We start from the raw sequence: 24,902 nt of genomic DNA, 5'->3' as shown, positions 1-24,902 counted from the left end.
GCGGCCATGTCTGAGAAAACTTTCCTGGTGGAAATCGGCACCGAAGAGCTGCCACCAAAAGCCCTGCGCAGCCTGGCTGAATCTTTCGCTGCGAACGTGACCGCCGAGCTGGATAACGCTGGCCTGGCACACGGTAAAATTGAGTGGTTTGCCGCCCCGCGTCGTCTGGCGCTGAAAGTGGCAAATCTGGCGGCGTCTCAGCCGGATCGTGAAGTCGAAAAACGTGGCCCGGCGATTGCCCAGGCGTTCGACGCCGAAGGCAAGCCGAGCAAAGCGGCTGAAGGCTGGGCGCGCGGTTGCGGCATCACCGTTGACCAGGCTGAGCGTCTGACCACCGACAAAGGCGAGTGGCTGCTGTATCGCGCCCATGTAAAAGGCGAGAGTGCAGAAGCGCTGCTGCCAAACATGATCGCGACCTCGCTGGCGAAGCTGCCAATTCCTAAGTTGATGCGCTGGGGCGCGTCCGACGTGCACTTCGTGCGTCCGGTTCACACCGTGACCCTGCTGCTGGGCGATACCGTTATTCCGGCAACCATTCTGGGCGTGGCGTCCGATCGCGTGATCCGCGGCCATCGCTTCATGGGCGAACCAGAGTTCACCATCGACAATGCCGACCAGTACCCGCAAATCCTGCTGGAGCGCGGTAAAGTTATTGCCGACTACGAGCAGCGTAAAGCCAAAATTAAAGCGGACGCTGAAGACGCGGCGCGCAAGATTGGCGGTAATGCCGATCTGAGCGACAGCCTGCTGGAAGAAGTGACCTCGCTGGTGGAATGGCCGGTAGTGCTGACCGCGAAGTTCGAAGAGAAATTCCTGGCCGTTCCGGCTGAAGCGCTGGTGTACACCATGAAGGGTGACCAGAAGTACTTCCCGGTTTACGCTAACGACGGCAAACTGCTGCCAAACTTCATCTTCGTGGCGAACATCGAATCGAAAGATCCGATCCAGATTATCTCCGGTAACGAAAAAGTGGTGCGCCCGCGTCTGGCGGATGCCGAGTTCTTCTTCAATACCGACCGTAAAAAACGTCTGGAAGATCATCTCCCGCGCCTGCAGACCGTGCTCTTCCAGCAACAGCTGGGAACCCTGCGCGACAAGACCGACCGCATCGCGGAGCTGTCCGGCTGGATCGCCCGTGAAATCGGTGCGGACGTCAACCACGCGACGCGAGCGGGCCTGCTGTCCAAGTGCGACCTGATGACCAACATGGTGTTCGAATTTACCGACACTCAGGGCGTGATGGGCATGCACTACGCGCGTCATGATGGCGAAGCGGAAGACGTGGCTGTGGCTCTGAACGAGCAGTATCAGCCGCGCTTTGCGGGTGACGAACTGCCGTCCAACCCGGTTGCCTGTGCGGTGGCGATTGCCGATAAGATGGACACCCTGGCGGGTATCTTTGGTATTGGCCAGCATCCAAAAGGCGACAAAGACCCGTTTGCGCTGCGTCGTGCTGCGCTGGGCGTGCTGCGTATCATCGTTGAGAAGAACCTGAACCTGGATCTGCAGACTCTGACCGAAGAAGCGGTGCGTCTGTACGGTGACAAGCTGACCAACGCGAACGTGGTGGATGACGTGATCGACTTTATGCTCGGTCGTTTCCGCGCGTGGTATCAGGATGAAGGTTACACCGTTGACACCATTCAGGCGGTGCTGGCGCGTCGTCCGACCCGTCCGGCTGACTTCGATGCGCGCATGAAGGCGGTTTCCCACTTCCGTACCCTGGAAGCGGCATCTGCCCTGGCTGCGGCCAACAAGCGTGTATCCAACATCCTGGCGAAGTCTGATGAAACGCTGAACGAGCGCGTCAACGCCGCGACCCTGAAAGAGCCGGAAGAGATCGCTCTGGCGATGCAGGTTGTGGTGCTGCGCGACAAGCTCGAACCGTTCTTCGCGGAAGGTCGCTACCAGGAAGCACTGGTAGAGCTGGCTGAACTGCGTGACGTTATCGACGCCTTCTTCGAGAAAGTGATGGTGAACGTAGAAGATAAAGAGCTGCGTATTAACCGTCTCTCTATGCTCGAGAAACTGCGCGAGCTGTTCCTGCGCGTGGCGGATATTTCGCTGTTGCAGTAATGTGCCCGTCGTTACAAATGCTAAAAACCCGCTTCGGCGGGTTTTTTTATGGAGCTTTCGTAGGCCGGATAAGCGCAGCGTCATCCGGCAGGTTTAGCCGATCGCGACTGTGCCTTCATCCGTTTTCAGCCAGCGTGGTGCCTTCAGCGTATCGGCAAAGTAGCTGACCAGTTCGCACAGCAAATCTTCCATCACGATTGCAGATTGTCGCGGCAGTGAGCCGTTCATCAGCAACTGCGTAATCTCCTGACAGTAGCGCCCCAGCTGATCGCATTCGGGTTCGAAAGCCGGAAGACGTGACGGGAGTTCCTCCACGGTCAGGCTGGCTTTTAAATATTCCGGAACAGGATCCAGAAGCGTGGGTTGCAGAAGATGCAGGCAGGTGGAGAGTCGACCGTAAAGCGCCATTTTGTGGGCGGGCTCTGCGCAATCTGTCAGTGCATCGGTAAAACGTTCGCAGTTATCCGCCAGTTCGGTGAAGTCGGTGGCGTGGTTGAAGGGCAGGGTGATTAAAGAGTTAGTCATTGACATAAAATAACCTCAGTGAGTGGTATATCTTCCGCCACGGGAGGTTCCAGACTCGCTGGTGGCGGAACCGAACAAGGTTGGAACGACTGGCCTCACTGACACCAGCGCGCTTTGCAGCGCCCCTGTTCGGCCCGCCATTGAGATGCAACAGGCCGTACGACACAGAGCCTGTGTCGCCAGTGAAGTGATTCAGGGTTCCAATCCCGGCACCTGATTTTGCAGATGCGAAGAGAACTTACTGCTCATCAAAACAGGCGGCAACAGATTTGAGCTATGCCACTGAGGATATTACCATTTCTGGAAAGAGGCTCGCAAAATTACCGTATGTTCCCCCTCACCCCCAGCCCTCTCCCAAAGGGAGAGGGAGTACAAATCGTCCAAAATTTAACCTTGAAATATTCAACACATTACCGCTATCCTTATCCGCGTTAACTTTCTCGCTCTGGAGCGCCCCCCAAAAATGAACAAACACGACTGATGAATTTCGATCCTTGCTAAACGCCACCGCGTCGGCAGGGGATGTTTTGATTTCATTCAGGAGTGCTTATGGCTCATTTTGCGCAGTCCCCTTCTTTTATTTTGCATCAGGTCACCTGTCAGTTTCCGACGGGCGATATCCTTTTTGGTCCGCTGAATCTTACGCTGGAACCCTCCCTGTGCGCGCTGGTTGGCCGCAACGGCAGCGGGAAAACGCGTCTGCTGCGCTTGCTGGCGGGGCTGGATGAACCGGCCGTCGGCCATATTGAACGCTTTGGCTCGCATTTCTATGTGGCGCAGCAGCACGCTATTTCTCCGCAGACGACGGTTGCGGAACTGCTCGGGTACGACGCGATATTTGCGGCGCGTAAACGCATTGATAGCGGCGATTACCAGCCTGACGATCTGGACGCACTCGACGGCCACTGGGATGTCGCCGAGCGTCTGAGCGAGGCGTTTATCAATGCCCAACTGCCACCGTTTGATCCGGATAAGCCTGCCGCTGAACTCAGCGGCGGCGAGCGCATCCGCGCCCTGCTGTGTGGAGCATTTACGGCGGACGCGGATTTCCTGCTGCTGGACGAACCCACTAACCATCTGGACCGGCAGGGCCGGGCGTGGTTCTACGACCAGCTTAGACGGTATCAGGGCGGCGTGCTGGTGGCCTCCCATGACCGCGAACTACTGGAGCAGGTGCCGCGCATTCTTGAACTAAGCCCTTCGGGCCTGCGCAGCTATGGCGGGAATTATGCGGATTATCAAACCCAGCGCGATGCTGAGCAGCTGGCTGCCCGTGCGGCGCTGGAGCATGCAGCAACCGAGCGCAAACGTACCCGGGCACGCATGCAAAAAGAGCATGACGACAGCCTGCGGCGGTCGGCAAAGACATTACGCACCGTCGATACCCTGAACATCGCCTCGTTTGAACGGGTCAAATACAAAGGCGCGGCAAAGGAACGGATCGGCGCATGGAAAAAACAGCACAGCGATCAAAATGCGGAGCTGAACGCCGCGGTCAACAAGGCTCGTGAACGGGTTGAAGACGATAATCCGGTGATGTTTACCCTACCGGGAAGTCAGATCCCGGAAGGCAAACAGGTGCTGGTACTGGAGGATCTGGTATTGCCGCATGTGCCCGTTCCACCCATCACCTTTCGGATGGACGGACCGATGCGCATAGCGTTAAAGGGGCCAAACGGCTGCGGGAAATCGACGCTGTTAAAAACCATACTCGGTGAGATCGCCCCACGTTCAGGTACCTGTAAGGTTTCCGTCAGTTGCGCCTATCTCGACCAGCATTTGTCACAGCTCGATCTTTCACAATCGGTCATGACGCATCTCAATTTGAGCCATACGCCTCTGGAAGAGGGGGTATTGCGAACCCGTTTAGCGCAGCTGCAGCTGGGTGCCGACAAAGTCACGCTCCCGCTGGCGGAACTCAGCGGCGGCGAGCGCCTTAAGGCTGCGCTGGCCTGCGTGTTATGGCGCGCCGAAGCTACGCAGCTTCTGCTGCTGGATGAACCGACCAACCATCTTGATCTGGCTTCGGTACAGGCGATTGAAGCGGCGCTGGCCGGTTTTCCCGGAGCGCTGCTGGTGGTATCACACGATGAGGCTTTTTTAAGAGGCTTAACGTTAACGCATGAATGGGTGTGGGAAGAGGCGGGCTGGCGTTGTGATAGCCTTTAAAACACAAGCCCCCGCAAAGGCGGGGGCATTCAAACTTCACTACGCTATCTGTTTGCTGAGTGCAGGGTTGGCCTGAATCAGGCGCATCAGCCTTAACTCGGTTGGGGTGGGTTTTTCACGTTTTGACTCCCACTCCTGCACCATAGCCACGCTGACACCCATCGCTCTGGCGAATTCTTCGGTTTTCAGTCCTGTCCCTTTGCGCAATTGCTCATATTCTGTAAAGGGATTGGATTTTTGTTGCAGGGTAATCGTCTGCGGTACATCTTTAAAAATGATCTGTTCCAGGCTGCTCAGCAGCTCAAACTCAGGATCTTTATATTCCATTGAGGACTCCTCTTAAATCTCACATCGTGATCAAGAACATCAGAGAGCCAGTTAAGAATAGTCCCTAATACCAACCCAGGATCGTCACGGTTGTGATTAATCGTGCGGTAACGATCGCTTTACGCGATTCAGCGATATGGATAGTTATGCTAATTACCTGATTAGTCATATGTCGGCTTCGCCAGGTATTTTTTTGTAAATGGTAAGAAATAAATCGGCAATAGCCGTTTTGCATGAAAAGAGTATCTTGCAAGGCTGACCTGGACTATCCTTGTCAGCGTCGGGCACGCGTGTGCCGGTGTGCGCTTTTTTGGGTGAAAGGAGTAATAAAATGGCGACAGGAAAGTCCTGCTCTCGCTGGTTTGCGCCTATTGCGGCGTTGTTGATGGTTGTTAGCCTGAGTGGGTGTTTTGATAAAGAAGGCGATCAGCGCAAAGCGTTTATCGATTTTCTGCAGAATACAGTGATGCGCAGCGGCGAGCGGTTGCCGACGCTGACTGCGGATCAGAAAAAACAGTTTGGCCCCTTCGTGTCCGATTACGCCATTCTTTATGGTTATTCACAGCAGGTGAGCCAGGCGATGGATTCCGGTATCCGTCCCGTGGTGGATAGCGTGAACGCTATCCGCGTTCCACAGGATTATGTGACGCAGCGTGAACCGCTACGCCAGTCTAACGGTGCGCTTGGCGTGCTGAGCCAGCAGCTGCAAAATGCGAAAATGCAGGCTGATGCGTCACGTTCTGCACTGAAGCAGGGCGACGATCTCAAACCGGTCTTCGACAAAGTGTATGAGAAAGTGGTGACCAAACCTTCTGAAGCACTGCAACCGTTGATTCCAGCCGCGCAAATCTTCACGCAGCAGCTGGTTCAGGTGGGGGATTTTATCGCCCAGCAGGAGACTCAGGTGAGCTTTGTTGCCAATGGCATTCAGTTCCCGACCTCGCAGCAGGCAAGCCAGTACAATACGCTGATTGGGCCGCTGGCCTCCCAGCATCAGGCCTTTAGCCAGGCCTGGAGTGCCGCAGTCACGGCCACAGAATAAACCGAAAAAACCCCGCTCCTGGCGGGGTTTTTTTATGCATATCGAAAATAACGCTTGTCATTCTTCTACCACATCGGTATAACTATCCCCGTCGGTTTGTTACACAGACCTAAAGCAGTTTAGTAAAGCAGTCCAGATTGTTATCCATAGATACCCTTCGTTGTGACCCTTCCTTCATCGCTTAGAAATCTGTAACGCAATCCATCAAGCCGGAAGGCTCAATATATTTTTAATAAGGTAATTTCTATGTCTGGTAAAATGACTGGTCTGGTAAAATGGTTCAACGCTGATAAAGGTTTCGGCTTCATCACTCCTGACGATGGCTCTAAAGACGTGTTCGTACACTTCTCTGCTATCCAGAACGATGGCTACAAATCTCTGGACGAAGGTCAGAAAGTGTCCTTCACCATCGAAAGCGGCGCTAAAGGCCCAGCAGCTGGTAACGTTGTAAGCCTGTAAGCTTCCAACCCAGTAGCACAAAATTCAAAAACCCGCCTTCTGGCGGGTTTTTTCGTTTCTATCGTTGCACTTGCGGGTTCACGCAATTTATCTCTACCTTGCCGCTGAGGGCAGAGATGAGGTTATCTACCGCCGTGGCCGCCATGTTGTAGCGCGTCTCATGGGTGGCTGAGCCGATGTGGGGCAGGGCGACCACGTTGGGTAGCGTTAGCAGCGGAGAATCTACCGGTAGCGGCTCCTGCTCGAATACGTCCAGACCTGCGGCGTGGATCTCACCGTTTTGCAGGGCTTTAATCAGCGCCTTCTCATCCACTACCGGGCCACGACCCGCGTTGATGAAAATGGCTGACTTCTTCATTTTCTCAAACGCCTCTTTACCAATCATATGACGCGTTTCGTCCGTCAGCGGCAGGACCAGGCAGACAAAATCGGCTTCCTGCAGCAGGGTATCCAGCTCGTAGTAACGGGCATTGAAACGTTCTTCGGCTTCACTGTGATGACGACGCGCGTTGTACAGAATCGGCATGTTAAAACCAAAATGCGCGCGCTGCGCCAGCGCCAGCCCGATACGCCCCATGCCCACAATGCCCAGCGTTTTACCGTGAACGTCCACGCCGAACCAGTCCGGGCCAATGCTTTTTGTCCATTCGCCCGCTTTGACGCGCTCAGCCACTTCCACCACGCGACGGGCCGTTGTAAGCATCAGCGCCATCAGCGTGTCGGCCACGGTTTCCGTCAGGGCATGTGGCGTGTGCATCAGCAGGATCTTGCGGGCGTTCAGGGCATCTACATCGAAGTTGTCATAACCTACGGAAACGGTAGAGGTAGCACGAAGCTTCGGCATTTTCTCCAGCAGGGCGACATCCACTTTTTCGCTTGAACCCAGCAGGCCTTCGGCGCTGGCGAACGCCTCGGCGTGCTGTGCCACGGTCTCCGGGCTCAGATTTTTCACCTGCGTGACGGTGAAGTGTTCTTCCAGGCGTTTCTGCAGATCTTCCGGCAGGGCTTTATACAAAATGACGGACGGCTTCATGCTAATCTCCGTTGATTTTTAAGGATTCAGGCGTGGCGAGCGCCGACAAGGTGTTGTTGATTATTAGCAGGCTTAACAATCAGAGTAAGCCACACGGAAGCGAAAAGCGCCACCCCCATAAAGATGTACGAGGCTGACGGACTGCCGGTAGCACCGTTCAGGTAACCGACGAACCAGGAGCCGCAAAACGAACCCAGCGCGCCCATACTGTTAATCAGCGCCATCGCGCCACCTGCCACGTTACGCGGCAGCATTTCAGGGATGATGGCAAAGAACGGACCATATGGAGCGTACATAGCGGCACCGGCAATGACCAGCAGGGCGTAAGAGGCCCAGAAGTGATTCGCACCCACGGCCCAGGAGCCAATGAACGCAAAGGCAGCGATCAGCAGCAGCGGCCAGACAAACAGCTTACGGTTCTGCAGCTTGTCCGATGCCCACGATGCGACGATCATAGCGATGGTTGCCGCCAGATACGGTACGGAAGAGAGCCAGCCTACCTGTACCATACCGAGGTTTTCGCCGCCGCTGCGGATAATCGACGGCAGCCACAGCACAAAGCCGTACACGCCAATGCTCCAGGTAAAGTACTGCGCGCAGAGCAGAATAACGTTGCGGGAGCGGAAGGCTTCGCCGTAGTTGCGTACCGCCTTCAAGCCTTGCTGTTCTTTATCCAGCTGCGCCTGCAGCGCCGCTTTTTCATCTTCGGAAAGCCATTTGGCCTGTGCCGGTTTATCTTTCACCAGCACCCACCAGCAGAAGGCCCAGATCACTGCCGGCACCCCTTCGATGATAAACATTTCGCGCCAGCCGAAGGACTGGATCAGGTAGCCAGACACCACCGACATCCACAGTACCGTGACCGGGTTACCGAGGATCAGGAAGGTATTCGCGCGCGAGCGTTCAGATTTAGTAAACCAGTTGCTGATGTAGATCAGCATCGCGGGCATGACCGCCGCCTCAACCACGCCAAGGATAAAGCGAATGGCGGCCAGGGCAGGAATATTGTTCACCACGCCGGTCAGTGACGCGCAGGCGCCCCACAGGATCAGGCAGATGAAGATCAGCTTACGCACGCTGCGGCGTTCCGCATAGATAGCGCCGGGGATCTGGAAGAAGAAGTAGCCCAGGAAGAAAAGGGCACCCAGCAGGGAGGAGATACCTTTGGTGATCCCAAGGTCTTCGGTGATCCCTGCCGCGGACGCGAAGCTGAAGTTGGCACGATCGAGATACGCCAGGCTATACGTGATAAACACGATTGGCATGATGTACCACCAGCGTTTTACTGCATTGGTCGAACTGTTCATAGGCTTGCCTCTGTTGTTGAGGTTGTTACCGCCGTTGTCTGTAGGGTACACGGTGGCTTAATTATGTGGTGCGGCTTGCTGTCCTCACCCTGGCCCTCTCCCACAGGGAGAGGGAATTTAAACGCCGAGCTCTGCTCGCGTTGGTAATCCTTCGCTATCGCCCTGCACCTGAATGGCCAGCGAGCCAATCTTGTTGCCTCGCGCTACGGCCTGCTGCAGCGTTTTGCCTTCCAGCAGAGCGCTAATGACGCCCACGGCAAAACCATCGCCCGCGCCGACGGTGTCGACAACGTTTTCAACCTTCACCGCAGCGACCGCGCCCTGTTCGCCGTCTGCCGTTTTAAACCATGCGCCATCGGCACCGGTTTTTAGCACCACGGCTTTTACTCCTTTGTTCAGGTAAAAGTCGGCAATGCCTTCCGGCGTGCTTTCGCCGGTCAGGATCATTCCTTCTTTCAGGCCCGGCAGAACCCAGTCCGCCCTGAATGCCAGACGGTTGAGCTTCTCGACCATTTCCGCTTCGCTTTTCCACAGCACCGGGCGCAGGTTAGGATCGAAAGAGATCGTTTTGCCCTGGGCCTTCATTGTCGTTGCGGCATGATCCAGCAGTTCATACGAGCTGGCAGAGAGCGCTGCCGCCACGCCGCTCAGGTGCAGATGGCGCGCGGAGGCAAAATAGTCGGCGTGGTAATCCGCCACGGAAAGATGGCTCGCTGCCGATCCTTTACGGAAATACTCAACAATGGGATCGGTTCCATTTTCGACCTTCGATTTAAGCTGAAAGCCGGTGGCGAAGCGCCCGTCGAGGGTAACGCCTGCGGCATCAATACCCTCTTTTTTCAGCGAGTCGAGAACGAAGTGGCCAAAGCTGTCGTCCCCCACGCGGCTGACCCAGCCGACGTTCAGGCCAAGGCGCGCAAGTCCCGTCGCGACGTTCAGCTCTGCGCCTGCCACGCGTTTGATAAAGTGCTCCACCGCGCTCAGCTCGCCCGTTTCGGTGGCGACGAACATCGCCATGGCCTCGCCGATTGTGATGACATCCAGCGTCTTGTGCATGGTTTACTCCTCGCGCAGCAGGTTGACGTAATGGCGGGTAACGGCGGTTAAATCCGCCCCTTCCAGCGGGAACTCGATACCGCGCGGGGCATCGGCTGGCAGCTGGCTAAGCAGATCCAGCCAGCGCGCATCGGCGTGGTCCGGTGCCACGGCGCGGAAGTTATCTTTATGCGGCACGGCGGCTTTCACGTGGATATAGCTCACGGCAGGGGCCAGATGGCGTGCGGCCTCTTCAGGCGAATCGCCAACCCACAGCCAGTTACCCATGTCGAAGGTCAGCGTGACGGGGAGCGCCATTTCCCGACAGGCGGTCTGGAAGCGCTGCATGGGTGCGAGCTGGCCGCAGTCGGTCTGATCGTTCTCCACGACCAGCGCCATGCCGCTTGCGTTCAGTAGCGTACGCAGAGCTTCGAGAGGCTGCGCATCGCTAAAATGGCCCAGGGAAACCTTGAGCCACAGCGCGTTCAGGGTGTTGGCCTCAGAGAGGTAGCGAGGCAGGTCCGGGTTGAGGGTGCCGTCCGGCATAAACAGGGCCGCAGGGGCGGAGTAGCACGCCAGCAGGCCCAGCAGCTCAATGGATTCACCCAGCGCAGGCAGTGCCAGCAGCTCTTCGCTGTTGAACAGTTCGCGGCGGATCTCCACGCCGTCTGCCCCCGCGCCGGCAATAACGGGAAGCATCGCCCGCTGACCGCCTGCCTGTCGCACCTGTTCCGCCCCATACGCGGCGGTGACTACCATAATTTTCCTGTCCATCGTCGGACTCCATCGCAACCTATCAATACTATTACGCTAGATGGAACCGGTTCCAAAGAAAAGGTCAGGATGTTGAATTTATGATCGGTATCACAAGGGAAAATTAACGCGCGGTGGAGCCGCGAACGATCAGCTCGCCGGAGAAGACCTGCTCGCGAACGGCATCGCTGGTGCCTTCAATACGGCGAACCACTTGTTCTACAGCAGCATAGCCAATCTGCCAGGTGGGTTGTTTGAGGGTGGTAATGCCGACGCCGGCCAGTTCCGCCCACTCCAGTTCATCAAACCCCAGCAGACCGATGTCGCTGCCCCAGTGCAGGCCAATGCGCTTGAGCGAGCGGGCGACCTGAAGGGTTAGCGCCCCGTTGGCGGAGATAACGGCTTTGCGCATCCCGCGATGGCGAGTGTGGAACTGACGCAGAGTGTTGTCGAGCTGGTCGGCTTCGTGAAGCGGGGTTTCGGCATTTTCGGCGATCACGCCGGGATAACGCTCCAGCGTGGCGCGAAACGCGCCCAGGCGTTCGCGACGGGTGTTAACCATACCTAACGGCTCGCTCAGAAAGAGAATCGCTTCGAAGCCTTGTTCAATTAGATGTTCGGTGGCGGTTGTGGCGGCCTGAACGTTATCCAGCCCGACCACATCGCAGGCAAATTCCGGAATTTTACGGTCGATGAGGACCATAGGCAGGGAGGACTGCTGCAGGCGGTTTAAACCCTCTTCACGCATGCCCACTGCGTTAACCACAATTCCTTCCACCTGGTAGCTGCGCAGCAGATCGAGGTAATGCAGCTCCTGGTCGACTTCGTTATTGGTGTTACAGACCAGCGGCGTGAAGCCCTTCTCGCGACAGGCCGCTTCGATACCACTGAGCACGTTAACGGAATAGGGGTTGGTGATATCGGCGATGATAAGGCCAATAAGGCGGGTGCGGCCGCGTTTGAGCCCGCGCGCCATGAGGCTGGGACGATAGTCGAGGTCGGCAATCGCCTGTTCAATACGCGCCAGCAATGCATCGGACAGCAGGTGTTTCTCGCCGTTAAGGTAGCGCGAAATACTGGTTTTACCGGTTTTGGCGGCTTTCGCCACGTCGCTGATGGTGGCCCGGGCTGGTTTGCTCATCGCTGATTTCCCTGAATTTAGTGAGAATACCTTAGCGGGAAAATCTGGCGAATCAAGTAATTTGCCCGGTGGCGCTGCGCTTACCTGGGGTGCGGTCTGGTGCCCTCACCCCAACCCTCTCCCACGGGAGAGGGTGCAACCACTAAAAACGGCAACGAGCGTTGCCGTTTTGCTTTTACCTACTGAATTGGACTTAACGTAATTTCAACGCGACGGTTCTGCGCTTTGCCTTCCGCCGTACTGTTGCTGGCGATAGGGTTAGCTGGGCCCATTCCGCTGGTGCGGATGCGGTTCGCTTCAACGCCCTGGGTAATCAGCGAGCTGGCCACGGAATCGGCGCGCTGCTGGGACAGGCGCATGTTCAGATCCTGGCTGCCGGTGCTGTCGGTATAGCCCGTCACGTTCACGGCGGTCTTGTTGTACTCTTTGAGCACCATCGCCACGCCGGTCAGGGTGTTCGCGCCGGCCGGTTTCAGCGTCGCGCTGCTGCTGTCAAAGGTCACGTTGTTTGGCATGTTCAGGATGATGTTATCGCCGCTGCGCGTTACGCTCACGCCGGTGCCCTTCATTTTGTCGCGCAGCTTCGCTTCCTGCACGTCCATGTAATAACCCACGCCGCCGCCCAGCGCTGCGCCTGCCGCTGCGCCAATCAGCGCGCCTTTGCCGCGGTCTTTTTTGGAGGAGGAGAGCGCCCCAACGCCTGCGCCTACCAGCGAGCCGATACCCGCGCCGATACCGGATTTACCCGCTTCGCGTTCGCCGGTGTAAGGGTTGGTTGTGCAGCCAGAAACAGCCAGTGCGCCGCTCACCAGAGCGGCAATAACGAGTACGCGTTTTTTCATCTTCTTTCCTTAATCCTTTTTATTCTTTGCCACGGCGAGCGTGGCAGTTGATTATGACGTCCAGATACGGAGAAAATTCCGGGTATAACTCTGAAATTTGTGACAAACCATAAACTGCCTCAATAAGAAGGCCGTAAAACCTGCACGCAACCAGGAGCGCACGCTTGAGCACCTCAACGAAAACCATTCTGACCGCCGCCCACTGGGGGCCGATGCTGGTCGAAACCGACGGCGAAAATGTCCTGTCGTCTCGCGGGGCATTGCCAACCCAACATCCCAACTCTTTACAGACCGTCGTTCGCGATCAGGTGCACAGCAAAACGCGCGTGCGCTGGCCGATGGTGCGTAAAGGTTTTCTGGCCTCGCCGGACAAGCCGCAGGGTATTCGTGGTCAGGATGAGTTTATTCGCGTGAGCTGGGATGACGCGCTGGCGCTGATCCACAGCCAGCACAGGCGCATTCGCGACAGTTACGGTCCGTCCTCCATTTTCGCCGGGTCCTACGGCTGGCGTTCTAACGGCGTGCTGCACAAGGCCTCGACGCTGCTACAGCGCTATATGAGCATGGCGGGAGGCTATACCGGTCATCTGGGGGATTACTCCACGGGGGCGGCGCAGGCGATCATGCCGTACGTGGTGGGGGGGAACGAAGTGTACCAGCAGCAGACTAGCTGGCCGCTGGTGCTGGAGCATACAGACGTGGTGGTGCTGTGGAGTGCCAACCCGCTGAATACGCTGAAAATTGCCTGGAATGCCAGCGACGAACAGGGCATTCCCTATTTCGACGCGCTGCGCAAAAGCGGCAAGCGCATCATCTGCATTGACCCGATGCGTTCTGAAACCATGGAGTTCTTCGGCGACAGCGCCGAGTGGATTGCACCGCATATGGGCACCGACGTGGCGATGATGCTGGGTATCGCCCATACGCTGGTCGAAAACGGCTGGCATGATGTCGAATTTCTTACGCGCTGTACCACCGGCTTCGATAAATTCGCTGAATATCTGACGGGGCAATCCGATGGGGTGGCGAAAACAGCAGAGTGGGCGGCCGGGATTTGCGGCGTTCCTGCGGACAAACTCCGCGAACTGGCGGCGTTGTTCCATAAAAATACCACGATGTTAATGTCCGGTTGGGGGATGCAGCGCCAGCAGTTTGGCGAGCAAAAACACTGGATGCTGGTGACGCTTGCCGCGATGCTTGGGCAGATCGGTACGCCGGGCGGGGGTTTTGGGCTTTCCTATCACTTCGCGAACGGCGGTAACCCCACTCGTAAAGCCGCCGTGTTGGCTTCTCTGCAAGGTTCGGTGCAGGGCGGCGTGGATGCCGTGGATAAAATCCCGGTGGCGCGCATTGTTGAAGCTCTGGAAAACCCGGGTGGTTTTTATCAGCACAATGGTCTGGACCGCCACTTCCCGGATATTAAGTTTGTCTGGTGGGCGGGCGGGTCGAACTTCACCCACCATCAGGATACCAATCGCCTGATCCGTGCCTGGCAAAAGCCGGAGCTGGTGGTGATCTCAGAGTGCTTCTGGACCGGCTCGGCTAAGCATGCAGATATTGTGCTGCCGGCGACCACCTCGTTTGAGCGTAACGATCTCACCATGACCGGCGACTACAGCAACCAGCATATGGTTCCGATGAAGCGCGTCGTGGCGCCGCGTGATGAAGCGCGAGATGATTTCGACGTGTTTGCTGAGCTGAGCGAGCTGTGGGAAGCGGGCGGGCGCGAGCGTTTCACCGAGGGGAAAACTGATCTCGAATGGCTGGAAACCTTCTATCAGATTGCCGGGCAGCGCGGCGCGGCGCAGGGCGTAACGCTTCCGCCATTCGCTGAGTTTTGGGAGGCGAACCAGATCGTCGAGATGCCGGAGAGCGAACAGAACGCGCAGTTTGTCCGTTTTGCCGATTTCCGCCGCGACCCGGAAAATCACCCGCTGAAAACCGAGAGCGGAAAGATGGTGATCTACAGCGAGCGCATTGCCAGCTTTGGCTATGCCGACTGCCCGCCGCATCCTATGTGGCTCGAGCCGGACGAGTGGCACGGTAACGCCCAGCCGGAGCAGTTGCAGGTGTTGTCAGCTCATCCCGCGCATCGTCTGCACAGCCAGCTTAACTACACGTCACTGCGTGAGCAGTATGCGGTTGCAGGGCGAGAGCCGATCACGCTGAATACCCTTGATGCCAAAGCCCGCGGAATTGCCGACGGTGACGTGGTGCGCGTCTGGAACCATCGCGGACAGGTGCTGGCAGGGGCCGTGGTCAGCGACGGGATTAAACCGGGTGTTATCTGTATTCACCAGGGCGCCTGGCCTGACCTGGAGCCAACCGAAGGCGGGATCTGTAAAAACGGGGCGGTTAACGTGCTGACCAAAGATCTCCCCAGCTCGAAGCTGGGGAATGGTTGCGCAGGGAATACGGCGCTGGCCTGGGTCGAGAAATATGTGGGTCCCGAGCTTACCTTAACGGCGTTTGATCCGCCTGCCAGCTCATGATCCAGGTCGGGTGCTGGGTATCATCCTGCCAGGCGCTGTCTTCAATACGAAAGCCCTGAGCGTGGTAGAAATTCACCGCCCGGATATTTTTCTGGTATACCTCCAGGCTTAAGTGCGGGAAGCGCTGTTGAACGTGGTTCAGCAGCGCGCGCCCGATGCCTTTGCCGATATATGCCGGTGCGACAAACAGTGCGCCGACAAACTGCGACTGCATCACGCTGATAAACCCGTAAGGTTCGCCATCCTGTTCCCAGACCCAGGTTTCAGCCGAAGGCAGGTAAACGTCCCGCACCATCGCTTCATTCTCTTTCCAGTAGCTCGCCTCAATAAACGGATGCGCTTCTGTAGTGCTTTCAAGCCATAGGCGCAGAAGCGGCGCGGTATTCTCACTTTGCCATTTGCGGATCATGGTGGTCTCCCGGATGACAGAAGCAGCCGGTAACATGGTCGTTGACCAGGCCACAGGCCTGCATAAAGGCGTAGCAGATGGTGGAGCCGACAAACTTAAAGCCGCGTTTTTTGAGCGCTTTCGAGAGCGCATCCGAGGCCGGTGTGGAGGCGGGAATTTCCGCGAGCGTGGCGGCCTGCGTGATTTGCGGATCGTTATTCACAAACGTCCAGACAAAGTCTGAGAACGGTTCACCGTTTTGTTCCATTGCCAGGTAAGCGCGTGCGTTACCGATGATGGCCTGGATCTTACCGCGATGGCGGATGATGCCGGCATCCTGCACCAGCCGTTCCACGTCCTCATCGGTCATGGCGGCGACAGCGACAGGATCGAACTGGTGAAAGGCGTTGCGATAGTTTTCGCGTTTCTTCAGTACCGTAATCCATGACAGGCCCGCCTGCTGACCCTCCAGGCAGATCATCTCAAAGAGTTTTTTGCCATCGGTTTCCGGCACGCCCCATTCCCGATCGTGATAGTCGATATAAAGCTGATCCTGGCTTACCCAACCGCAACGTTCCATCCGTAATCTCCCTTATTGATACTGATTTCGCAAAATTTTCATCCTGACTGGCTTGACGTGTTTACTATAAAGACAATAGTTAATACAGGGCTATAAGCTCTTCCTGAATAACGACAAATATCGCCGAATTCGGCTCTCTCTGGGGTCGCGTTGATGATGATAAAAAAAATCAGTGGTCGCCATGCTGTTTCTGGCCTGGTGGGGATTTCAGCCTGCCTGTTTATGTGTAATAAAGCATCTGCCTGGCAACAGGAATATATCGTTTCAGACGCCCAAAATAATACGGCGGAACGCTATACATGGGACGCGGATCACCAACCGCGTTATGAGGATATTCTTGCGGAGCGTATCCAGTTTTCACAAAATGCGCCAGGCCTTGCCCTGAATGTACCGTCTGGCACGACGATGGACGGTGCGATGAGCGTGGGCTGGAATTTTCCGGTTTCAGCGCGTATCACCACCGGCCCGGTGGTGGCGTGGCGTTATGACGGTACGGCTCCCATGATGATCAACGAGTTTGGTGATAGCGTGACGACGCAAGCGCTCGCTGACCCGCTCTGGCATGCCAGCGTCAGCACGCTGGGGTGGCGAATGAATACCCAGTACGGCGATCTCCGTCCCTGGGCGCAGATTAGCTACAACCAGCAGTTTGGTGAAAACCAGTGGAAATCGCAGTTTGGCATGCCGCAAACGCCAGCCCCTGCGCAAAACGGTAGCTGGATGGATGTGACTGTTGGAACGGATATGCCGTTTACCACCCATGTTGCCGCTTATGCGTCGCTCGCTCAGGGGGAACATGCCACCACCGGTGAGGAGTTTTTGTACACCCTGGGCGTCAGTGCAAATTTTTAGAGTTGTTACTTTTTTAAACGTTACGATAACATCCTGAATACAACAACCGCAGGGGTTACAGCGATAGCGGGCACTAACACACTGTCGCTTTATTCCCGCGCCAGGTCATTCATTCCCGATTCCAGGCATTTCATTCCGTTCCGCCTGCATTTCATGCCGTTTTACCCCAGGCGTATTAAGGTTTTGTTTATCGTTGTCCTCAGCGAACTTTCTTAATTTCTCTGCAGGACAACTGCCATGAACACATCAACTTATAACCGCACGCGCTGGCTTACGCTCTTTGGCACCATCGTCACCCAGTTTGCGCTGGGTTCGGTCTATACCTGGAGCCTGTTTAATAGCGCGCTTTCCGACAAACTCGGCGCACCGGTCAGCCAGGTCGCGTTCTCCTTTGGTCTGCTGAGCCTGGGCCTGGCGATTTCGTCTTCCGTTGCGGGCAAGCTGCAGGAGCGTTTTGGCGTGAAGCGTGTGACCATGGCGTCCGGCATTCTGCTGGGTATAGGCTTTTTCCTGACGGCGCACTCCAGCAATCTGATGATGCTGTGGCTGAGCGCCGGCGTTCTGGTGGGGCTGGCCGATGGTGCAGGTTACCTGCTGACCCTGTCGAACTGCGTGAAGTGGTTCCCGGAGCGTAAAGGCCTAATCTCTGCGTTTGCGATTGGTTCTTATGGTCTGGGCAGCCTCGGTTTCAAATTTATCGACTCCCACCTGCTGGCGTCCGTAGGCCTCGAAAAAACCTTTATGATCTGGGGCGCAATCGTTCTGGTGATGATTCTCTTCGGTGCCACGCTGATGAAAGATGCGCCGCAGCAGGAGGTTAAGTCCGTGAACGGTGTGGTGGAGAACGACTTCACCCTCGCGCAGTCCATGCGTAAACCGCAGTACTGGATGCTGGCGGTGATGTTCCTGACGGCCTGCATGAGCGGTCTGTATGTTATCGGCGTGGCGAAAGATATCGCCCAGGGGATGGTGAAACTGGATGCGGCCACGGCGGCCAATGCGGTGACCGTGATTTCCATTGCCAACCTCTCCGGTCGTCTGGTACTTGGTATTCTCTCTGACAAAATCGCCCGTATCCGTGTGATTACGATTGGGCAGGTGGTGTCTCTGGTCGGCATGGCGGCCCTGCTGTTTGCCCCGCTGAACGAAGCGACCTTCTTTGCGGCGATTGCCTGCGTAGCCTTTAACTTCGGCGGCACCATTACCGTCTTCCCGTCACTGGTGAGCGAGTTCTTTGGCCTGAATAATCTGGCGAAAAACTACGGCGTTATCTATCTAGGCTTCGGGATTGGCAGTATCTGCGGTTCGCTGATAGCTTCCCTGTTCGGTGGGTTCTATGTCACTTTCTGCGTGATATTTGCCTTGCTGATTATCTCTCTGGCGCTCTCTACCACGATTCGCCAGCCGCAACGCGAAGTTTTCAAAGAAGTTCATGCATAATGACGACGAGAAAGGCCGGTAATCCGGCCTTTTCATTTTCTGAAGACTGGAAATAAAGCAATATTGTCTGTTTTAGGATTTGCTTTTTTGTAAATAACTGTACCGATCACATTCTCTTCTGCCACTTTTTCCCTTCCCTGTGGTCTACTTACCACGCCTGTAGACGTTTCATTGAACGATCCCCTGAGCGTATGTCTAATCTGCCCACTTTTTAATCGAGGTGGGTGGCGGTACTGTCCCTTTTTCCGGGTAGCTTGCATGAAATACATTAAATCGATGGCGCAACAAAAGCTCTGCTTTTTGCTGGCGTTGTACATCGGCCTGTTTATGAATGGCGCAGTTTTTTTCCGTCGGTTTGACGGTTATGCGCAAGATTTTACCGTCTGGAAAGGAATTGCAGCGGTTGTCGAATTGGTCGCCGCGGTACTGGTCACCTTCTTTTTATTCCGTATTCTTACTCTGTTTGGCCGTCGCGTGTGGCGAGTGCTGGCAACGTTTATCGTGCTGTGCTCGGCGGGGGCCAGCTATTACATGACCTTTATGAACGTTGTCATTGGCTACGGCATTATTGCCTCGGTGATGACCACGGATATCGATCTCTCTAAAGAGGTCGTGGGGTTGCACTTTATTCTCTGGGTGGTGGCGGTCAGCGCTTTACCGCTGCTGCTCATCTGGAGTAACCGCTGCCGGTACACGCTGGTTCACCAGATTCGCACGCCGGGAAAACGTTTCAGAAGCGTCGCGGTGGTGCTGCTGGCCGGTCTGATGGTCTGGGGGCCAATTCGTCTGCTGGAGGTGAAGCAGAAGAATGATGAGCGTACCTCCGGCGTGGATATGCCAAGCTACGGTGGCGTGGTTGCCAACTCGTATTTACCGTCTAACTGGATCTCCGCGCTGGGGCTGTATGCATGGGCGCAGGTGGATGAGTCTTCTGATAATAAATCGCTGATGAACCCGGCGAAGAAGTTTACCTATGTTCCGCCAAAAGATATCGACGATACCTACATCGTCTTTATTATCGGAGAAACCACGCGCTGGGATCATATGGGTATTCTTGGATACGACCGCGATACAACGCCAAAGCTGGCGCAAGAGAAAAACCTGATTGCCTATCGCGGCTACTCCTGTGATACCGCCACCAAGCTCTCCTTACGCTGCATGTTCGTACGTGAAGGGGGGGCGAGCGATAACCCACAGCGTACGCTGAAAGAGCAAAACGTCTTCTCGGTGCTTCATCAGCTTGGATTTACGTCTGACCTGTATGCGATGCAGAGCGAGATGTGGTTCTACAGCAACACCATGGCGCAGAACATCGCCTACCGCGAGCAGATTGGCGCGGAGGCGCGTAACCGCGGTAAGCCTGTCGATGACATGCTGCTGATTGATGAGATGAAATTGTCTCTCAACGGAAATCCGGATGGTAAGCACATGATCATCCTGCATACCAAAGGGTCGCACTTTAACTACACGCAACGCTACCCGCGTAGCTTTGCGAAATGGACGCCGGAATGTGTCGGAGTGGATAAAGATTGCACCAAAGAGCAGCTGATTAACTCCTACGATAACTCCGTGACGTATGTGGATCACTTTATTGATTCGGTGATTGACCAGGTGCGTGATAAGAAAGCGATTGTGTTCTATGCGGCAGACCACGGGGAATCCATCAATGAATTCGAGCATCTGCACGGTACCCCACGTAAGATGGCGCCACCGGAGCAGTTCCGTGTCCCTATGATGGTGTGGATGTCTGACAAGTATCTGGAAGACCCTGAGAAAGCGAAGATGTTTGCTCACCTGAAGAAAGAGGCGGATATGAAGGTGCCGCGTCGTCACGTTGAGCTGTACGACACCATTTTAGGCTGCCTGGGCTATACCTCTCCGGACGGGGGGCTTAACGAAAATAACAACTGGTGTAAACTGCCTGAGAGCAGCCAGAAAGCCGCGCAATAGCTCGCCTGGCGAGAATATCGCCAGTTGAATGGCTTTTTGAAAATAAGGGATTGACGGGGGCGCACCCCAGCAGTAAGATGCGCTCCGCATTCGGCGAGTAGCGCAGCTTGGTAGCGCAACTGGTTTGGGACCAGTGGGTCGGAGGTTCGAATCCTCTCTCGCCGACCACATTCTGAAAAGGGCTAACCACAAGGTTAGCCCTTTTTGCATTATGACCTTAGCCCGCCAGAGTCATCAAAATACCCCTTAGACCTGCTTCACCCTGCCTGTTAACGATTTTGTGACATAATCCATTGTATTTTTTTATATATAGATTGATCTTTTTTCGCGTTGCTTATGGATAACCTCAGCATTTTTCGCTGTGCGCTTTAACGTTCGCGGTATTTAGTGCTCAGATAATCACCATTCTGCAAGAAAATTTACCCATTCTGAATAAAAGTTAATCACTGATTGTTGCGAAATATGAAGGGGTTTGTGCTGCAATGTGGCGAGTAGCATAAATTTCCCTGCTGAAAACTGGCGTACATAGTTTTTTTAATCTTTGTTTGCGGTTTCTCACACTCAGCGTAAATCCCCGTCACCTGTATTGACGTTTTCACATTCTGTTGACAGATTGTAGGGCATGAGGGGCATTTCAGGGACGATCTGCGCTGCAACTCAAACGCTCTTCTGAAAGGATTCTCCATCCCTTTAAAGCCTTCGGGCATCACCGACCGGACCGGGTAAAAAATAAATAAAGGTCTGGCGGCGTAACACAACAAAGCAAAACATCACATTGGAGCAGAATAATGAGTATTTCCTTGAAGAAGTCAGGGATGCTGAAGCTTGGTCTGAGCCTGGTGGCTATGACCGTGGCAGCAAGCGTACAGGCAAAAACCCTGGTTTACTGTTCTGAAGGCTCGCCGGAAGGCTTTAACCCACAGCTCTTTACCTCTGGTACGACTTACGACGCAAGCTCTGTACCGATCTATAACCGTCTGGTTGAATTCAAAACCGGTACCACGGAAGTGATTCCGGGACTGGCCGAGAAGTGGGAAGTCAGCGAAGACGGTAAAACCTATACCTTCCACCTGCGCCAGGGCGTGAAGTGGCAGGACAACAAAGATTTCAAACCAACGCGCGACCTCAACGCCGACGACGTTGTGTTCTCCTTCGATCGTCAGAAAAATGCCCAGAACCCGTACCACAAAGTGTCTGGCGGCAGCTATGAGTACTTCGAAGGGATGGGTCTTCCCGACCTGATCTCTGAAGTGAAAAAAGTTGACGATAAAACCGTTCAGTTCGTACTGACTCGTCCGGAAGCGCCATTCCTGGCTGACCTGGCCATGGACTTCGCCTCTATTCTGTCCAAAGAGTACGCGGACAACATGCTGAAAGCCGGTACGCCGGAGAAAGTCGACCTGAACCCAATCGGTACCGGTCCATTCCAGCTGCTGCAGTACCAGAAAGACTCCCGTATTCTGTACAAAGCGTTCGAAGGCTTCTGGGGCACCAAGCCGAAGATCGACCGTCTGGTCTTCTCCATCACGCCTGATGCGTCAGTGCGTTATGCAAAACTGCAGAAAAACGAATGCCAGGTTATGCCATACCCGAACCCGGCTGACATCGCTCGCATGAAGCAGGATAAGAACATCAACCTGCTGGAGCAGGCGGGCCTGAACGTGGGCTACCTCTCCTTCAACACCGAGAAGAAACCGTTTGATGACGTGAAAGTGCGTCAGGCGCTGACCTACGCGGTGAACAAAGAAGCGATCATCAAGGCGGTTTACCAGGGCGCTGGCGTTGCAGCTAAAAACCTGATCCCACCAACCATGTGGGGCTATAACGACGACGTTAAAGACTACAGCTACGATCCTGAGAAAGCGAAAGCGCTGCTGAAAGAAGCGGGCCAGGATAAAGGCTTTACCGTTGAGCTGTGGGCGATGCCTGTTCAGCGTCCATACAACCCGAACGCACGCCGTATGGCAGAAATGGTTCAGGCCGACTGGGCGAAGATCGGCGTTCAGGCCAAGATTGTGACCTACGAGTGGGGCGAGTATCTGAAGCGTGCCAAAGCGGGTGAACACCAGGCGGTAATGATGGGCTGGACCGGTGATAACGGGGATCCGGACAACTTCTTCGCCACCCTGTTCAGCTGTGCTGCTGCGAAAGACGGCTCTAACTACTCTCGCTGGTGCTACAAGCCGTTTGAAGACCTGATCCAGCCGGCGCGTGCAACCGACGATCACAACAAACGTATTGAACTGTACAAGCAGGCTCAGGTTGTTATGCACGATCAGGCTCCGGCGCTGATTGTTGCTCACTCCACCGTGTACGAGCCAGTGCGTAAAGAAGTGAAAGGCTACGTGGTTGATCCACTGGGCAAACACCACTTCGAAAACGTATCTGTTGAATAATCAGTAGGGTGTTCTCCCTCTCCCTGTGGGAGAGGGCAGGGGTGAGGGGCGTGCATGTATCCCCTCACCCTAACCCTCTCCCAAGGGAGAGGGAATTTACATTTGTGAGCAATACAGACGCCACGCCATTGGTTGTGCGTCATCAGAGAGAATCCGGGTTATGTTGCAGTTCATCCTCCGACGTCTGGGACTTGTTATCCCCACGTTTATCGGTATCACCCTTCTCACTTTTGCCTTCGTCCATATGATCCCCGGCGACCCGGTAATGATTATGGCGGGTGAGCGTGGTATTTCCCCTGAGCGCCATGCACAGCTGCTGGCCGAACTCGGCCTCGATAAGCCGATGTGGCAGCAGTACCTCCACTATATTTGGGGCGTCATGCACGGCGACTTAGGGATTTCGTTGAAAAGCCGTCTTCCGGTGTGGGACGAGTTCGTGCCGCGTTTTAAAGCGACACTGGAGCTTGGCGTCTGCGCCATGATTTTCGCCACTGCGGTGGGCATTCCTGTTGGGGTGCTGGCTGCCGTTAAGCGTGGCTCTATTTTTGACCATACTGCGGTGGGCCTCGCGCTGACCGGCTACTCCATGCCTATCTTCTGGTGGGGCATGATGCTGATCATGCTGGTTTCGGTGCAGCTTAACCTGACACCGGTCTCCGGGCGCGTCAGCGATATGGTCTTCCTGGATGACTCCAACCCGCTCACCGGATTTATGCTGATTGATACGGCTATCTGGGGTGAAGAGGGCAACTTCATTGATGCCATCGCGCATATGATCCTGCCCGCCATGGTGCTGGGGACTATCCCTCTCGCGGTGATCGTGCGTATGACCCGTTCTTCCATGCTGGAAGTGCTGGGCGAGGATTATATCCGTACCGCGCGCGCCAAGGGCCTGACCCGTATGCGCGTCATCATCGTTCATGCGCTGCGTAACGCCATGCTGCCGGTGGTGACCGTTATTGGTCTGCAGGTGGGCACGCTTCTGGCGGGGGCGATCCTGACCGAAACCATCTTCTCCTGGCCGGGCCTGGGCCGCTGGCTGATTGACGCGCTGCAACGCCGTGATTATCCGGTTGTGCAGGGCGGTGTACTGCTGGTCGCGACGATGATTATCCTCGTCAACCTGCTGGTCGATTTGCTTTACGGCGTGGTGAACCCGCGTATTCGTCATAAGAAGTAAGGGGCCATCATGTCACAAGTAACTCAAAATAAAGTGGTCGCAGCGCCGGTGCCAATGACGCCGCTGCAGGAATTCTGGCACTACTTCAAACGCAATAAAGGTGCGGTAGTCGGGCTGGTATATGTCGTCATCATGATTCTGATCGCGGTGTTTGCGAACGTCCTGGCACCGTATAACCCGGCGGACCAGTTCCGCGATGCGCTGCTGGCCCCCCCTGCGTGGCAGGACGGCGGTAGCCTGACGCACCTGTTAGGTACCGATGACGTAGGCCGCGATGTGCTGTCGCGTCTGATGTACGGCGCGCGTCTGTCGCTGCTGGTCGGCTGCCTGGTGGTGGTGTTGTCCCTGATTATGGGGATCGTGCTCGGTCTGGTTGCCGGTTATTTCGGCGGTATCGTTGATAACATCATCATGCGTATCGTCGATATCATGCTGGCGCTGCCAAGCCTGCTGCTGGCGCTGGTGCTGGTGGCAATCTTCGGCCCGTCAATTGGTAACGCCGCGCTGGCGTTGACCTTCGTGGCGCTCCCTCACTACGTACGCTTAACACGTGCGGCGGTGCTGGTAGAAGTAAACCGCGATTACGTCACGGCATCTCGCGTGGCGGGTGCGGGCGCGATGCGCCAGATGTTTGTCAATATCTTCCCTAACTGCCTTGCGCCGCTGATTGTTCAGGCGTCGCTCGGTTTCTCTAACGCCATTCTTGATATGGCCGCTCTTGGCTTCCTGGGCATGGGTGCGCAGCCGCCAACACCGGAGTGGGGCACCATGCTCTCCGACGTGTTGCAGTTCGCACAAAGCGCCTGGTGGGTTGTCACCTTCCCGGGTCTGGCAATCCTGCTGACGGTGCTGGCATTTAACCTGATGGGTGATGGTCTGCGTGATGCACTTGATCCCAAACTGAAGCAGTAAGAG

Annotated in this window: 21 protein-coding genes and 1 tRNA gene; 12 read left to right on the top strand and 10 right to left on the bottom strand. The window is 55.7% G+C overall.

Features of this window, described 5'->3' with window-relative positions; genetic code table 11:
• Positions 1–6: 6 nt before the first annotated feature.
• On the top strand, positions 7–2,076 hold the full coding sequence (gene glyS, locus AC3WOK_RS18200) for a glycine--tRNA ligase subunit beta (RefSeq protein ID WP_492354912.1): 2,070 nt from the start codon (positions 7–9) through the stop codon (positions 2,074–2,076).
• A gap of 93 nt (positions 2,077–2,169) precedes the next feature.
• On the opposite strand, the gene AC3WOK_RS18195 is transcribed toward glyS, so the two are convergent.
• Positions 2,170–2,607, bottom strand: coding sequence for a hypothetical protein (locus tag AC3WOK_RS18195; protein WP_492354911.1), 438 nt, complete (start codon positions 2,605–2,607; stop codon positions 2,170–2,172).
• 543 nt (positions 2,608–3,150) lie between these two features.
• On the opposite strand from AC3WOK_RS18195, the gene AC3WOK_RS18190 reads away from it, so the two are divergent.
• Positions 3,151–4,770, top strand: a complete 1,620-nt coding sequence (locus tag AC3WOK_RS18190; protein ID WP_492354910.1) for an ABC-F family ATP-binding cassette domain-containing protein — start codon at positions 3,151–3,153, stop codon at positions 4,768–4,770.
• A 39-nt stretch (positions 4,771–4,809) separates the two neighbouring features.
• Here AC3WOK_RS18190 and AC3WOK_RS18185 read toward each other — a convergent pair whose 3' ends face one another.
• Positions 4,810–5,097 carry an HTH-type transcriptional regulator gene (locus tag AC3WOK_RS18185; protein ID WP_008502755.1) on the bottom strand — a complete coding sequence of 96 codons (288 nt, stop codon included), beginning with the start codon at positions 5,095–5,097 and terminating at the stop codon, positions 4,810–4,812.
• 331 nt (positions 5,098–5,428) lie between these two features.
• On the opposite strand from AC3WOK_RS18185, the gene AC3WOK_RS18180 reads away from it, so the two are divergent.
• Both AC3WOK_RS18180 and cspE read left to right on the top strand, forming a co-directional pair.
• Positions 5,429–6,139, top strand: a complete 711-nt coding sequence (locus tag AC3WOK_RS18180) for a DUF3053 domain-containing protein (RefSeq protein WP_047347632.1) — start codon at positions 5,429–5,431, stop codon at positions 6,137–6,139.
• A 246-nt stretch (positions 6,140–6,385) separates the two neighbouring features.
• On the top strand, positions 6,386–6,598 hold the full coding sequence (cspE, locus tag AC3WOK_RS18175; protein ID WP_032615822.1) for a transcription antiterminator/RNA stability regulator CspE: 213 nt from the start codon (positions 6,386–6,388) through the stop codon (positions 6,596–6,598).
• Positions 6,599–6,656: 58 nt separating this feature from the next.
• Here the strand turns inward: cspE and ghrB are convergent, their stop codons facing one another.
• The 6 genes from ghrB to AC3WOK_RS18145 form a co-directional block, all read right to left on the bottom strand.
• Positions 6,657–7,631, bottom strand: coding sequence for a glyoxylate/hydroxypyruvate reductase GhrB (ghrB, locus tag AC3WOK_RS18170; RefSeq protein ID WP_492354909.1), 975 nt, complete (start codon positions 7,629–7,631; stop codon positions 6,657–6,659).
• Between the two features lie 26 nt (positions 7,632–7,657).
• On the bottom strand, positions 7,658–8,938 hold the full coding sequence (locus AC3WOK_RS18165) for an MFS transporter (RefSeq protein WP_492354908.1): 1,281 nt from the start codon (positions 8,936–8,938) through the stop codon (positions 7,658–7,660).
• A 117-nt stretch (positions 8,939–9,055) separates the two neighbouring features.
• The gene (locus tag AC3WOK_RS18160) at positions 9,056–9,994 is read right to left on the bottom strand and encodes a sugar kinase (RefSeq protein WP_447854932.1); all 939 of its coding nucleotides are present in this window, start codon (positions 9,992–9,994) and stop codon (positions 9,056–9,058) included.
• Between the two features lie 3 nt (positions 9,995–9,997).
• Positions 9,998–10,747 (bottom strand): sugar phosphate isomerase/epimerase family protein, encoded by a 750-nt coding sequence (locus AC3WOK_RS18155; RefSeq protein WP_059311802.1) that lies wholly within the window; start codon positions 10,745–10,747, stop codon positions 9,998–10,000.
• 103 nt (positions 10,748–10,850) lie between these two features.
• Positions 10,851–11,867: a LacI family DNA-binding transcriptional regulator gene (locus tag AC3WOK_RS18150; protein WP_063429477.1), complete on the bottom strand. Its 1,017-nt coding sequence runs from the start codon at positions 11,865–11,867 to the stop codon at positions 10,851–10,853.
• Between the two features lie 179 nt (positions 11,868–12,046).
• Complete coding sequence (locus tag AC3WOK_RS18145) at positions 12,047–12,709, bottom strand: OmpA family lipoprotein (protein ID WP_059311801.1); 663 nt, start codon at positions 12,707–12,709, stop codon at positions 12,047–12,049.
• 212 nt (positions 12,710–12,921) lie between these two features.
• On the opposite strand from AC3WOK_RS18145, the gene AC3WOK_RS18140 reads away from it, so the two are divergent.
• Positions 12,922–15,201, top strand: a complete 2,280-nt coding sequence (locus AC3WOK_RS18140; protein ID WP_492354992.1) for a molybdopterin guanine dinucleotide-containing S/N-oxide reductase — start codon at positions 12,922–12,924, stop codon at positions 15,199–15,201.
• On the opposite strand, the gene AC3WOK_RS18135 is transcribed toward AC3WOK_RS18140, so the two are convergent.
• Together AC3WOK_RS18135 and tag are read right to left on the bottom strand one after the other, a co-directional pair.
• Positions 15,164–15,610, bottom strand: a complete 447-nt coding sequence (locus AC3WOK_RS18135) for an N-acetyltransferase (protein ID WP_059312272.1) — start codon at positions 15,608–15,610, stop codon at positions 15,164–15,166. The two genes, AC3WOK_RS18140 and AC3WOK_RS18135, sit on opposite strands and share 38 nt — an antisense overlap.
• Positions 15,588–16,169, bottom strand: coding sequence for a DNA-3-methyladenine glycosylase I (gene tag / locus AC3WOK_RS18130; protein WP_047347640.1), 582 nt, complete (start codon positions 16,167–16,169; stop codon positions 15,588–15,590). The genes AC3WOK_RS18135 and tag overlap by 23 nt, the downstream gene beginning before the upstream one ends.
• Before the next feature lie 153 nt (positions 16,170–16,322).
• Between tag and AC3WOK_RS18125 the strand changes: the two genes are divergently transcribed.
• From AC3WOK_RS18125 to dppC, 7 genes are all read left to right on the top strand, one after another.
• Complete coding sequence (locus tag AC3WOK_RS18125) at positions 16,323–17,021, top strand: autotransporter domain-containing protein (protein ID WP_492354907.1); 699 nt, start codon at positions 16,323–16,325, stop codon at positions 17,019–17,021.
• A 237-nt stretch (positions 17,022–17,258) separates the two neighbouring features.
• Positions 17,259–18,461 (top strand): L-lactate MFS transporter, encoded by a 1,203-nt coding sequence (locus AC3WOK_RS18120; RefSeq protein ID WP_059312270.1) that lies wholly within the window; start codon positions 17,259–17,261, stop codon positions 18,459–18,461.
• 258 nt (positions 18,462–18,719) lie between these two features.
• Positions 18,720–20,411 carry a kdo(2)-lipid A phosphoethanolamine 7''-transferase gene (gene eptB, locus AC3WOK_RS18115; protein ID WP_047347643.1) on the top strand — a complete coding sequence of 564 codons (1,692 nt, stop codon included), beginning with the start codon at positions 18,720–18,722 and terminating at the stop codon, positions 20,409–20,411.
• Between the two features lie 91 nt (positions 20,412–20,502).
• Positions 20,503–20,579, top strand: a tRNA-Pro gene (locus AC3WOK_RS18110).
• A gap of 620 nt (positions 20,580–21,199) precedes the next feature.
• Positions 21,200–22,807 carry a dipeptide ABC transporter periplasmic-binding protein DppA gene (gene dppA / locus AC3WOK_RS18105; protein WP_059312269.1) on the top strand — a complete coding sequence of 536 codons (1,608 nt, stop codon included), beginning with the start codon at positions 21,200–21,202 and terminating at the stop codon, positions 22,805–22,807.
• A gap of 160 nt (positions 22,808–22,967) precedes the next feature.
• Entirely contained in the window at positions 22,968–23,987 is a 1,020-nt protein-coding gene (gene dppB, locus AC3WOK_RS18100) for a dipeptide ABC transporter permease DppB (RefSeq protein ID WP_492354906.1), read from the top strand.
• 9 nt (positions 23,988–23,996) lie between these two features.
• Positions 23,997–24,899, top strand: a complete 903-nt coding sequence (gene dppC / locus AC3WOK_RS18095) for a dipeptide ABC transporter permease DppC (protein WP_047347645.1) — start codon at positions 23,997–23,999, stop codon at positions 24,897–24,899.
• Positions 24,900–24,902: the final 3 nt, after the last annotated feature.

The sequence above is a fragment of the Enterobacter sp. FW301-JW81 genome, assembly GCF_058788735.1.
This window is presented reverse-complemented; position numbering and strand designations above follow the sequence as displayed.